At 40.7% G+C, this 12742-nt stretch carries 12 protein-coding genes and 2 tRNA genes; 5 read left to right on the forward strand and 9 right to left on the reverse strand.

Features of this window, described 5'->3' with window-relative positions:
• Nucleotides 1-3: 3 nt before the first annotated feature.
• Complete coding sequence (gene nusA, locus CXF81_RS07770; protein ID WP_101180799.1) at nt 4-1497, reverse strand: transcription termination factor NusA; 1494 nt, start codon at nt 1495-1497, stop codon at nt 4-6.
• Nucleotides 1498-1547: 50 nt separating this feature from the next.
• On the reverse strand, nt 1548-2006 hold the full coding sequence (gene rimP / locus CXF81_RS07775; RefSeq protein ID WP_101180859.1) for a ribosome maturation factor RimP: 459 nt from the start codon (nt 2004-2006) through the stop codon (nt 1548-1550).
• A 381-nt stretch (nt 2007-2387) separates the two neighbouring features.
• Between rimP and CXF81_RS07780 the strand changes: the two genes are divergently transcribed.
• The 3 genes from CXF81_RS07780 to CXF81_RS07790 all read left to right on the forward strand — a co-directional run bounded on the left by CXF81_RS07780 (nt 2388) and on the right by CXF81_RS07790 (nt 3301).
• Nucleotides 2388-2693 (forward strand): 4a-hydroxytetrahydrobiopterin dehydratase, encoded by a 306-nt coding sequence (locus tag CXF81_RS07780; protein ID WP_101180800.1) that lies wholly within the window; start codon nt 2388-2390, stop codon nt 2691-2693.
• A gap of 236 nt (nt 2694-2929) precedes the next feature.
• Nucleotides 2930-3006, forward strand: a tRNA-Met gene (locus CXF81_RS07785).
• 218 nt (nt 3007-3224) lie between these two features.
• A tRNA-Met gene (locus tag CXF81_RS07790) sits at nt 3225-3301 on the forward strand.
• Between the two features lie 233 nt (nt 3302-3534).
• Here the strand turns inward: CXF81_RS07790 and CXF81_RS20285 are convergent.
• Both CXF81_RS20285 and CXF81_RS07800 read right to left on the reverse strand, forming a co-directional pair.
• Nucleotides 3535-3765, reverse strand: coding sequence for a TonB-dependent receptor (locus CXF81_RS20285; RefSeq protein ID WP_232771840.1), 231 nt, complete (start codon nt 3763-3765; stop codon nt 3535-3537).
• Between the two features lie 50 nt (nt 3766-3815).
• Complete coding sequence (locus CXF81_RS07800) at nt 3816-4259, reverse strand: MaoC family dehydratase (protein ID WP_101180802.1); 444 nt, start codon at nt 4257-4259, stop codon at nt 3816-3818.
• 145 nt (nt 4260-4404) lie between these two features.
• Here CXF81_RS07800 and CXF81_RS07805 point away from each other — a divergent pair, with 145 nt between their 5' ends.
• Nucleotides 4405-5307: a LysR family transcriptional regulator gene (locus CXF81_RS07805; protein WP_101180803.1), complete on the forward strand. Its 903-nt coding sequence runs from the start codon at nt 4405-4407 to the stop codon at nt 5305-5307.
• Between the two features lie 48 nt (nt 5308-5355).
• Here CXF81_RS07805 and CXF81_RS20035 read toward each other — a convergent pair whose 3' ends face one another.
• From CXF81_RS20035 to CXF81_RS07820, 3 genes are all read right to left on the reverse strand, one after another.
• Entirely contained in the window at nt 5356-5529 is a 174-nt protein-coding gene (locus CXF81_RS20035; RefSeq protein WP_198556347.1) for a hypothetical protein, read from the reverse strand.
• A gap of 110 nt (nt 5530-5639) precedes the next feature.
• Nucleotides 5640-7439, reverse strand: a complete 1800-nt coding sequence (locus CXF81_RS07815) for an acyl-CoA dehydrogenase C-terminal domain-containing protein (RefSeq protein WP_101180804.1) — start codon at nt 7437-7439, stop codon at nt 5640-5642.
• A gap of 62 nt (nt 7440-7501) precedes the next feature.
• A complete protein-coding gene (locus CXF81_RS07820; protein ID WP_101180805.1) occupies nt 7502-9625 on the reverse strand; it encodes a 3-hydroxyacyl-CoA dehydrogenase NAD-binding domain-containing protein in 2124 nt (707 codons plus the stop codon).
• Nucleotides 9626-10144: 519 nt separating this feature from the next.
• Here CXF81_RS07820 and CXF81_RS07825 point away from each other — a divergent pair.
• On the forward strand, nt 10145-10543 hold the full coding sequence (locus tag CXF81_RS07825) for a DUF3718 domain-containing protein (protein ID WP_101180806.1): 399 nt from the start codon (nt 10145-10147) through the stop codon (nt 10541-10543).
• A 163-nt stretch (nt 10544-10706) separates the two neighbouring features.
• Here the strand turns inward: CXF81_RS07825 and CXF81_RS07830 are convergent, their stop codons facing one another.
• Nucleotides 10707-11681: an NADPH:quinone oxidoreductase family protein gene (locus CXF81_RS07830; protein WP_101180807.1), complete on the reverse strand. Its 975-nt coding sequence runs from the start codon at nt 11679-11681 to the stop codon at nt 10707-10709.
• 1 nt (nt 11682) lies between these two features.
• A complete protein-coding gene (locus tag CXF81_RS07835; RefSeq protein WP_101180808.1) occupies nt 11683-12741 on the reverse strand; it encodes a phosphotransferase family protein in 1059 nt (352 codons plus the stop codon).
• Nucleotide 12742 lies beyond the last annotated feature (1 nt).

Raw genomic sequence — 12742 nt, forward strand, 5'->3', positions numbered from 1 at the left:
GACCTATTCTTCACTGAACCAAACGATATTACGTGCAGCCATAATTAGCTTACCCGCACTTTCATCGTCTAATTCTTCAATATCACTAATTTCGTCGGTACCTTGCTCTGCAAGCCCTTCTAAATCGATGATGCCTCTACTCGCAAGAACATACGCAACATGTCTGTTCATGCCCTCGAGGTCGAGTAATTCTTGCTTTGGCTCGCATGCTTCTAATGATTCTTCGTTTGCTAGTGCGCGAGTCGTTAACCAAGCTTTCGCTCTTCCACGCAGCTCTTCAACGGTATCTTCATCTAAACCATCTATCGCCAATAATTCACTTACTGGTACGTAAGCAATTTCTTCCAATGACGTAAAGCCTTCATCAACTAAAATCGATGCAAACTCTTCGTCAATATCTAAACCTGAGGTAAATATCCCTAATACTTTCGTATTTTCTTCTTCATGCTTTGCATTTAGGGCTTCAACTGTCATTACATTAAGTTCCCAACCAGTCAATTGACTCGCTAAGCGAACGTTTTGACCACTGCGACCGATTGCTTGAGCAAGATTATCTGCCTCAACAGCCACATCCATGGTTTTATTATCTTCATCTACAACGATTGAAGCAACTTCAGCGGGTGCCATTGCATTGATAACAAAAGAGGCAGGATTTTCGTCCCACAACACGATATCAACTCGCTCACCACCTAATTCACCAGATACGGCTTGAACACGAGAACCACGCATCCCAACGCAAGCACCAATTGGATCTAGACGCTTGTCATTAGTCTTCACAGCGATTTTTGCTCTCGCGCCTGGATCACGCGCTGCAGCCTTAATCTCTAGTGTTTCTTCTGCAATTTCTGGCACTTCTAACCTGAACAATTCAACCAACATATCAGGATGTGTTCTACTAATATAGAGTTGTGCACCTCTTGCTTCAGGTCGAATCACGTAAAGTAATCCACGCACTCTGTCGCCTGGACGAAAAGTTTCGCGAGGCAGCATGTCATCTCGGTAAATAACGCCTTCCGCATTATTACCTAAGTCTATGATGACATTATCACGATTTACTTTTTTAACCGTTCCAGTAACTAATTCTCCGACTCGGTCTTCGTATTCAGCAATCATTTGAGCTCGTTCAGCTTCACGTACTTTTTGTACAATAACCTGTTTCGCTGTTTGTGTTGTAATACGGTCAAACGAAATTGATTCGATCTGCTCTTCAACGTAGTCACCTAGTTGAATGTCTGGCTCGTCAATTTGCGCAGCTGAAATTGTCATTTCAGCATACGGGTTCTCTTGTATTCTATCGTCTTCAATAACTAACCAACGACGAAAAGTATCAAAATCACCCGTTTCACGATTAATCGCTACACGAACTTCAATATCGCCTTCATTTTTCTTTTTAGTGGCGCTAACTAAAGCAAACTCTAATGCTTCAAATATTTTTTCTCTTGGTACTTGTTTTTCATTTGAAACGGCTTCAGCCACCAACAAAATTTCTTTACTCATTTTATAAGCCTCACAGATTGCCCCGAGTAGAAGCAAACACTCCCCAATAGTTAATCAAAATTTGGAACTAAATTGCCTTTTTCAATATTAGCAATAGCCAAAGAAAACTCATCATTATCGACTTTTATTAAAATGGTGTCATTTTCGCATTTTAATAAAAGTCCTTTAAAATTACGTCTGCCGTTTTGCGGTATTGATAACTTCACAGTAATAGTCTCACCAACAACCAATGCATAATGAGCAGAATTAAAAAGCGGCCTGTCCATCCCTGGTGATGATACTTCTAAGTTGTATTCCGCTGTAATTATGTCTTCAACATCCAATACAGCACTTATTTGATGACTCGCATCCGCACAATTATCTACGTCAATACCATCTTCGTGGTCAATGAACACTCGTAAAATTGAATGCTTTCCTGCCCTCACAAATTCTACACCAACCAACTCGAAGCCTAAAGCCTCAACGGGGGCGATTAGCATTTCTGTCAGTTTTCGCTCAAGTTGCGACAAATTAACACTCCAAAAACAAAAAAAGGGCATATAGCCCATACTTTACTCTATCGCGTTTATTTTTCTAAACGCTAGATACAAGAAAGCCCCGGTCAAGCGGAGCTCACAAATACTTCATGTTAATGCCCAAAATGCCTACAGCCCTTCAGACGCTTGACCTAGACGCTACTATGCAGAAAATTATTAGCTTATTACAACCTGATAATTTGCTTATGTGCAGGGAGCCCGCCTCAAAACTTGCGAGTAGTATAACTGCGTTGCTGTATATACGCAAATATAACTGTTCACTTCTTATTTCTGCCAATTACTTGAAATTTTACTCAAGCTGTATCAGTCTGTACAAACCTCGGGCAAACCATTAACTAATGAAGGATATCTACGATGCCTGCAAAATATACTACCGAACAAGTCGAATTGGCTTTGACGCAGCTGAATCAAAATTTGCCAGTTGATGATCAATGGGCTATCAAAAACGAAAAACTCTGCAAAACTTTCAAATTTACAAATTTTATTAGTGCGTTTGGATGGATGTCGCAAATCGCGATATGGGCAGAAAAGCTTAAACATCATCCGGAATGGTTTAATGTTTACAATAAAGTTGAAGTCGAGCTAACAACTCACGACGTGAGTGGCATTAGTGAACTGGACTTTAAGATGGCAGAAAAAATGGACCTTTGCAGAACATAAAGATTAACTAAATTAACACTATCAGTTTAGCGGTCTACGTTAAGAGAACACTAGGTGATATAGAAACTAATAAACTAGGAATACGCTTAATAAAAAAGCAATATAAACCCATTCCGTATTTTATTTATGCACTTAAGGTTTATTTTAAAAAAATTGTGAAACTGGGGTTGCCAAGCAGAATTTTCTATATATAATACGCCCCACTTGAGACGCAAAGCGCTTCAAGCCAGAACAATCGCGGGATGGAGCAGTCTGGTAGCTCGTCGGGCTCATAACCCGAAGGTCGTAGGTTCAAATCCTGCTCCCGCAACCATATTAAAAAGCCAATACATTGTATTGGCTTTTTTTTATCTCTTTTAGCAAATATTAACGCATATTAATGATGTCACCTTAGTAGTAGCACATTAATAGTAGCACCTTAATAGAACGAGGCTAAATGATGAATTTGCACGTACACGGGGTTGCTAAGCAAAATTAGCTATGTATAATACGCCCTCTTGAAACGGCAAAGCCGGTTCAGACCAGAACAATCGCGGGATGGAGCAGTCTGGTAGCTCGTCGGGCTCATAACCCGAAGGTCGTAGGTTCAAATCCTGCTCCCGCAACCATATTAAAAAGCCAACACACAGTGTTGGCTTTTTTTTGCATTAACAAATCAGCTAACTGAGCACTTAAAACTGCACTGCTAATCGAGCATATATCTGGCGCCTAAGTCGATATTGAGCAGGGCATCGGGGCGGCGTGACTGTCTATCTCTAGGAAATTGCCAGTGACAGCATCCACATTTTGATCGTCATCATAGCTACTAATATAACCTACAAAAAAGTTTGCAGAGTAACTATCAGTTTTCCAATTTAGACCAAAGTTGAGACGCAGCTCTGGACTCAACACACCAATGTTGTTGAATTAAGTCTGTAAAATCAAAACTCCAATAATCAAGCTCTATCGACAAATCATCAATCGGCTCTAACAAAAATCCTAGGTTAAATGCGGTCGATTCTTCTGGCACCAAATCTTGGTTACCACTAGCACGAACAGTTACAAAGGATGCGCCATCTTTCACGATTTCCATTCGGCCAATAGCGATCATAGGAACCAGTGAGCTTGTGTCAACGAAGTTTGCTACTTACCTGTTAATAAAGTAAGAAAGGTCCCTACTAAAGCGGGTTTGTCTCTGTTTTTTATATCCACTTGTGCGGTAACTTTATACAATTTCCCCATCGGCTTTTGCTCTATATCTGCCACCGTAAACTGATATTTTATATAATCGTCAACTCTGACTGGCTCAAGAAATCGTAAACTATCGATGCCATAGTTAATCATTGTATTGCGTGTAGGGTCGACAGTAATGATTTGTTCAAACATCATTGGTATCAATGATGCTGACAAAAAGCCATGTGCAATCGTGGTGCTAAATGGGCTCTCTTTTGCGCACCGTTCTTGGTCAATGTGGATCCATTGATGGTCACCTGTGGCCACTGCAAATTCATTAATTTTTTGCTGAGTAATTTTAAACCAAGTAGTTTCAGGTAACTTATCACCAACACTTATTTGTGAAAATTCCATATTATTCCTATTTTTATTACTAATTTGTATTAATTTCGATTTATACTATCAGTTATATTAATGTATGCGCGGTCATTAATGATAGATTTAATCAGTTTTGTCGAATAGAAAATAACAATATCGCACTATAGGGAACAATTATAAGATGAATTTGAATCGTATTGACCTCAACCTGTTTGGTGTATTTGATGCCATTTACACCGCTGGCAGCTTAACTAAGGCTGCAGACGTTTTATGCATTACCCAGCCCGCGGTAAGTAACTCCCTCGCCCGCCTTCGAGAAATGTTGAACGACCCCTTGTTCGTAAGAACAGGACATAGTATGACACCAACACCAGTAGCACAGAATATCATTGGGCCTGCGCGCGAGGCACTCGGTCTTTTGCGTAAAAGCGTGCAAGATTCACACACTTTTGAACCATCTACAGCTCACAAGGCTTTCAACTTTGCCAGTCGTGATTTATTAGAAGTGAGTATTATGCCGCGACTCATGGGGCTTTTACAGGATCGCGCCCCTAATATCACGCTAACTAACTATGAGATTGCAAGAACCAGCGTGGTCTCAGCGATGGCAAGTGGTAGCCTAGACTTTTTTGCTGATGCTTCAGCGTTCACTGACCCGCATTTACTAAAACATAAAATTGCATCCGATCGTTTTGTCGTGCTTGCTAGAAAAAATCATCCTTTACTTAAAAATGGTTTGGACTTAGAGACATTCTTGCAGTTGGGACATATTAATGTATCCCATCGTAAGAAAGGAGCTGGCCCTATCGACATGGAATTGGATAAACTAGGTAAAAGGCGTAAAGAAGTGATGCGTGGTCAACACTTTTTAACGGTGCCAAGTACCATTGTTAAAACCGACCTAATTGCTTGTTTGCCCTATCACTTGGCTAAACATTACGATTTGTCAATTTACGAAATGCCATTTGAGATTGCACCCGTAGAATATTACTTATACTGGCACGTTAGCGCCGATCATGACCTTGCTCATATTTGGATGCGTGAACAAATCATGGAAGTAGCCAAAACATACAAACATTTATAGCTGCGCCTGACTTAAAAGAACGAGCTTATTTAGCTCGTTTTTTAGTTTTCATTTATCAATATCAACCACTACCTGCGTTAAAAATGCATTTAGCAGATTCATAATGTGCTCTGGAAATCCATGATAAAATACCGACACAGCCTTAGTGTTGATGTCGCCTGCGTTGGCACTAAGAGATTGAATAGTCGTGGTTGGCAATACTACCTCATGCTCTGAGATCATTACATCACCTTTTAATTTGACGAAAAACCAAGCTAAGGCATTTGCCTTTAAAAAAAAGACGAGCACATTAACGTGTTCGTCTTTTTTATATGCTCTTTACAAATGCTTACTTAGCCTTGATAAAAGTGCTCAGCATCCATCTGCATTAAGTTTTCTGAACCTGAGCTAATCGCTGACACTAATGATCTAGTGCGGGTTAACATTCTATCAAAATAGAATTTTGCTGTTTGTAATTTAGCATTATAAAAATCAACTTCAGACGTCCCTTCGTCAATTTTCTGTTGCGCCACTACTGCCATTTTTAACCAAAAATAACCCACAGTGACATAACCAGAATACATAAGGTAGTCAACCGACGCTGCGCCCAGTTCATCAGGGTTCTTTGCCGCGGTCAAACCGATGTCATGAGTCATTTGTAGCCATTCATCAACGTGTGATTCAATTGCGTTTGACCAATGATTAAATTGCTTCTTATCACGAATAGTCGCGCAATAGCTTTTAATTTCACGAGTGAACACGTTTAAAAGTTCACCTTTTGAACCCATAATCTTACGCGCTAACAAATCAATAGCTTGAATACCCGTTGTGCCTTCATACATTGTACAAATACGAGTGTCGCGAGCCAACTGCTCCATGCCCCATTCTTTTATATAGCCGTGGCCACCAAATACTTGCATGCCGTAACTTGTTGTTTCTTGTGCTGTTTCAGTTAAAAACGCCTTTACGATAGGCGTTAATAATGCCAGTTTTGATTCTGCTAATTTCTTTTCTTCTACCGATTGATCATGCTGCGTTATATCAACGAGTTGCATACAATAAATGGCAAGTGCTCGGTTACCTTCACGTAATGCTTTTTGCGTTAGCAGCATACGTCGAACATCGGGATGAACAATAATAGGGTCAGCAGCTCCATCTGGATTTTTTACACCTGACATTGAACGAAATTGTGTTCTGTCTTGCGCATAAGCCAATGCACCTTGAAAAGCGGCTTCAGTTGCAGACAAACCTTCGACACCTGTGCCGATTCTTGCCATGTTCATGAATACGAACATGCAATTTAAACCACGGTTGGGTTCTCCAATCAAAATAGCATTTGCTGAGTCAAAGTTTATAACGCAAGTTGCACTGCCTTTAATGCCCATCTTGTGCTCAATAGAACCACATTTAACCGTATTACGATCGGTAATATTTCCACTCGCGTCAACATTAAATTTTGGTACTATGAACAGTGAAATACCTCTCGTCCCCGCTGGTGCATCAGGCAACCTAGCCAACACAATGTGCACAATATTGTCAGACATATCATGTTCACCTGCGGAAATGAAAATTTTCGTTCCGGTCAGCTTATAATTACCGTCTTCTGCTGGTTCAGCCTTACATTTAAGCATACCTAAATCAGAGCCACAGTGTGATTCAGTTAAACACATCGTACCGGTCCAGCTACCTTCGACTAACTTTTCGAGATAGATTTTCTTCTGTTCTTCAGTACCATGAGCTTTGAGTGTTTCCATACAACCTTGACTCAGGCCTGGATACATTGCCCAACTGTGGTTTGCGCCCGAAAACCATTCTGCCATTGAGGTAGAAAGTGAATATGGAAGTCCCTGACCACCATACTCAACAGGGTGAGACATTGAGGGCCATCCACCGTCTACATATTGCTTATAAGCTTCTTTAAAGCCTGTTGGTGTGGTCACTACACCATCATTAAATTGGCAACCTTCTTCATCACCTGACGCGTTGATCGGTGCTAACACGTTTTCTGCGAATTTAGCTGCTTCAGCGTAAATCGCACGAACTAGGTCATCAGTGGCATCTTCGAAGCCTAGGCGTTGGTAATGCTCTTCAAAACCAAATAATTCATTGGTCACGAATAAAGTATCTCTTTGTGGTGCTTTAAAATTCTGCATAGTATCCTCTGTGTGCTTTCAGATAACTGCTAACGTCAGTTATTTATCATATTTTACTTAACTTACTTCACTGAAGCGAACATTTGGCCCGCATCAGCGAGATCGTTTAATAGTGGTGAAGGCGTAAACCAATGTTGTCCATATTCACCTAATGTTTCCTTATAATAATTCATGCGATCACGAATTTGCTTTAGCCCAATCTCATCAGCGAATTGCATTGGACCGCCTCTAAACACTGGAAATCCATAACCGTATACGTAAATAACATCGATATCACTGGATTTCGCGGCGATGCCTTCTTTAAGAATATCTGCTCCCTCATTAATCAATGGGTATATACAACGTTCTAAAATTTCTTGATCTGAAATTTCACGTTGTTGAATACCTAATCGCTTAGCTTCTTGCTTCGCCATCTCGATAACGTCAGGGTCAGGTATTGGTTGACGACTTCCTTGCTCGTATAAATAGGCACCCTTACCTACTTTTAATCCAACTCGGCCTTGTGCAACTAACTTGTCAGCCACAATACAATAACTTGGATCATGCGCAATAAATTCTCTGCGCGATTCACGCACAAAATAACCTATGTCTAAACCTGCCATGTCTCCCATAGTGAAAGGCCCCATTGGAAGTCCAAACTTACCGATGACTCTGTCAACTTGCTCAGGTGTCGCTCCTTCAAGCATGAGGCGGTTAGCTTCTCTGCCATATGGCTCTATCATTCTATTCCCCACGAAACCAAAACAAACACCGACTAAAACGCCAACCTTACGGATAATTTTAGCTAATTTCATTGCTGTTTTGATAACCTCATCGCTGGTCTTCTCTCCGCGCACGATTTCAAGCAGTTTCATGACGTTTGCCGGTGAAAAGAAATGCAAACCAATAACATCTTGCGGTCGAGAGATTGAAGCCGCTATTTCATTCAAGTCAAGTGTAGAGGTATTTGAAGCTAAAATGGCGCCCGGTTTACATACCTCATCCAACATACCAAATACTTCTTTTTTAACAGACATTTTTTCAAATACCGCTTCAATAACTAAATCCACATCAGACAAATCGCCATAACTGGTCGTGCCCGTTAATAGCGTCATACGCTGCTCAACTTGCTCTGAAGTTAACTTTCCTTTTTTAGCTGAATTTTCATAGTTTCGACGAATAAGCGCAAGCCCTTTATCCAAGGCCTCTTGCTGTAGCTCGAGCATAATCACCGGGATACCAGCATTGGCAAAATTCATCGCAATGCCGCCACCCATTGTGCCGGCGCCAATCACTGCGACTTGTTTAATATCGCGGGCTTTTACGTCCCTTGCAATCCCTTGAACATGGGATGCGGCTCTTTCAGCAAAAAAGAAATGCTGTTGTGCTCGGGCTTGAGATGTTGTCATGCACTCCATGAATAATTCCGTTTCGCGAGCAAGACCGGATTTAAAATCATGCGTAAAAGCAGATTTTACTGCTAACACACACTGACCCGGCGCAAAAAATCCTGTTGATTTTGCAGCGACACCTTGGCTATATTGCGCAAACAATGTTTCGATATCGTCGCTCATCGCTAAGTCAATATCGCACACTCTTTTCACTGGCATGTCCTTTTCAACAACGTCATTCGCAAAGTTCATTGCAGCGCCTTGCAGATCCTCTGCAGAATCCACAATAAGATCGAAGACATTGCCAAGAGCAGTAACAGGAGTCGGCGTGCCAGTTACAATCATATCTAATGCAGTTTTCAAATCTGTTAGTCTAGGTAATCTTTGCGTTCCACCTGCACCGGGTAAAATACCCAGATGTACTTCAGGCAAACCCACTTTATTTTTAGCGTGAGTTATTCGATAGTGACACGACAGCGCAAGTTCGAGTCCACCACCGAAGGCATTACCACCCACAATTGCAATAACTGGCTTGGTCGATCGTTCAATTACCTCAAGTACTTCTGGCAACGTCGGAGACAAGTCACCGCCACTAAATTCTGAGATGTCCGCGCCAGCACTAAATAGCGGTAAGTGCGAATGCAGTACGATTGCTTTTACCTTATCGTCACTCAAGGCTTTCTCAACACTTTCAATAATACCGACTCTTACCGCTTTTGATAAAGCGTTTACAGGAGCGCTGTTTAACCCTACGAGTGCAAAATGCTGCTCTTGAACATAAGTAATTGGACTTACTGAAGTAGTTTCGTTCGACATGACTTTTCCCAAATTTGACTAATAGGGTAAGACTATGGCAAATGTTGCTATCAGCCCACTTTATTGATTTTATATAGCAAAATAAGTTTGACTGATTAAGTTTGCATATTGAATCGGCAGATCCATTTTTAATAGTCAATTTAACGGTCATGCGACATGCCCATTATTTAGCCCAAGGCATATTATAGATGTAGCAGGATTAAACTGAAGAACACCGAGCTATGCTCAACGCAATCATTTTACTATTAACACCGAAAATACGTATGCGAATTGACAAGTTATTTAAATTTCCGTTTAAGTCACGCTCTTATTAGGCTGCAAGCTTTAAAGAAGAAAAATATTAGGCTTATATCTACTTTCACCTAAAAATATAACTTATTGTTATTACTATATTTTTTATACTAAAGTTTAAATAGTAAGTATTGATTTTAATACCATAGTATTCAGCATCTGACTGAACGAACGGGTCTTAGTCCGTATATTCATTTGGAATTAAAATATTGAAAAGGTGTAAATATCATGTTGAAAACGAAATTATACGCACTTGTAGTGGCGCTGCCGTTTGTCTTAGTGTCAGCACCATCTCAAGCAAGTGAAGTTGAAGAAGCATTGGCTAATATCTGCAACATCGTTGTTGCTGACGATAAAAGTGAATTACGTAAAAAGATTAGAATTGTACGTTCTAACTTCAGACTCCAATTGAAAGACTATTATACCGGCATAAAATGCAATGGTAATAGTATGATCCGCGAGGCTGTGCTTAACAATTCAGTTGAAGCTGGAACGCTATTAGTTAAAAAGATGCCTAAAAAAGATTTATCTTCTCCAGAAGACGATGGTAAAACTTTACAAGCATGGATAAGTGAGCAGGGTTTGGCTGACAATCCAATTGCTATCGCTCTTCAAGAACGTATCTAATACGTTTTTAGTGACCATTTTGGAAACCAGTTCAACATGGTAGACGAAGCATCCTTCGTCACTTAGGGCGACTCGCCTGAGTCGCCCTTTTTTATGCATACTTCTCTACATAAGCAATTAAACTCAATGCGTTTATGGTCTATTGACTTAACGGTAAAAAATCTTAAAGTGTAATAATCACTTTGCCTTTTACTTTTCTATCTGTCACTTTATTAACTGCATCAACTGCATCAGCTAGTGCAAATCGCTCATCCACAATGACTTTAATTTTACCTTGTAAATACCAGCTTAACAGCTCTTTCATATTCGCCATAAAATCTTGCGGTTGATGTTGTGTAAATGACCCCCAAAACACACCAACAACTGAAAATCCTTTGACTAACGACAGATTAACTGGAAATTTAGGTATTTCGCCACCCGCAAAGCCAATCACCAGCAGTCGTCCATTCCACGCCATACTGCGTGAGCATATATGAAACATATCTCCACCAACACATTCATAAACAACGTCTACGCCTTTGCCCTTGGTGTGCTCTTTAATCGCCGCTTTTAAATCTATGCCCGTGTAATTAATACAAATATCAGCACCATTGTCTTTTGCCACTTGGCACTTTTCGTCAGTCGAACAAACCGCAATGACTTTTGCGCCCATCAACTTACCAATTTGAACTGCAGCTAAACCGGTTCCACCAGCAGCGCCAGTAACTAATAAAGTATCAGAACTTGATAAATTAGCTCTTTGCTTTAAGGCATGATGCGCGGTTGCATGCGCAGTTACTAATGCAGAAGCTTCATCCAGCGGGATGCCATCAGGTAAAGGAATAACATGAGTTGCAGGCAATTCAACTTTTTCAGCATAACCGCCTAACATACATAAACCAATCACCTTTTGACCCACTTTCAAATAAGGCACACCTTCACCTATTTCAGATATAGTGCCCGCAACTTCACTGCCAGGGACAAAAGGTAAGTCAGGTTTCATTTGATACAGACCTTGTACTAACAAGCTGTCAGGAAAATTAACACCTGCTGCGGCGACATCAACAACAACATTACCTTTGGAGGCGGTAGGATCGGGCATGTCTTGTAGTGTTAGTTGTGAAACAGGTGCAAACTCATTGCAAACAATCGCTTTCATGTTAATAATCTTCCTTTATAGCTCGCACTGCGAGGTTTGATAATGGTGTTAATAGATGCTCTAGTTCCAAGGCTTTTGGATTTGAAGCGTTACCATCTTTGCCTCGTTTTACGACGCCTTGGACTATAGAGAGTAGTCGAAAAAAGCTAAATGCGATATAAAACTGCCAATTGTCTATCTTGTCGATACCGATGCGTTCGCAATAAAGTGCAACATAATCTTCTTCACTCGGTATACCCAACTCTTCTCTGTATACACCGCCCAAGCCTGGCACATTACCCATATTTGCAGGTAACCTTAATTGCATACATTGATAGGCCAAATCAGCATAAGGATGGCCTAGGGTTGATAGCTCCCAATCAAGGATCGCACATAGATCTTGGCTATCCTGAGAAAATATCATATTGTCCAAACGGAAATCGCCATGCACTATCGATATTAAACCATCATCATCAGGTAAATTTTCACCTAACCATTTGATCAGAAATTCCGCATTATGGTTTTCTTCTGTTTTGGCTGCAATATATTGTTTTGTCCATCTATCTAATTGACGGGCAAAATAATTCCCCGGTCGGCCAAAGCCAGCTAAGCCAACATCCTGTGGATTAATACGATGTAAATTCACTAATGCTAAATTCATTTGGTCATATATTTTTGCACGTTTTGAATTTGGTGATTCACCGAAACAAGGTCGTTCATCTAATGTCGCTAATGCGGCATTCCAAAATATATCGCCGGTGACAAAGCTCATTATAAAAAATTGGCTTCCAATAACCTCCTTGTCGGTGCAAAGGTGTATGGCTTTTGGCACCGGAACGTTGCTTGATTGCAAAGCCCGGATAACTTTATACTCGCGATCTACCGCGTGAGCTGATTTAAGCAAATGGCCCAACGGTTGTCGCCGTAATACCAATTCACCTGTCGTCGTAGTCAATTTAAAACTCGGATTTGATTGCCCTCCACTGAATTTTTCGAGGGTTAGCAGCGCACCTACTTCCGGCACATTGCGATCGCAATATACTTGAAGTGTTATCAGGTCTGGTGTGATTTTAAAGCTCATG

The sequence above is a fragment of the Glaciecola sp. 33A genome, assembly GCF_002836745.1.
GTDB lineage: Bacteria > Pseudomonadota > Gammaproteobacteria > Enterobacterales > Alteromonadaceae > Glaciecola.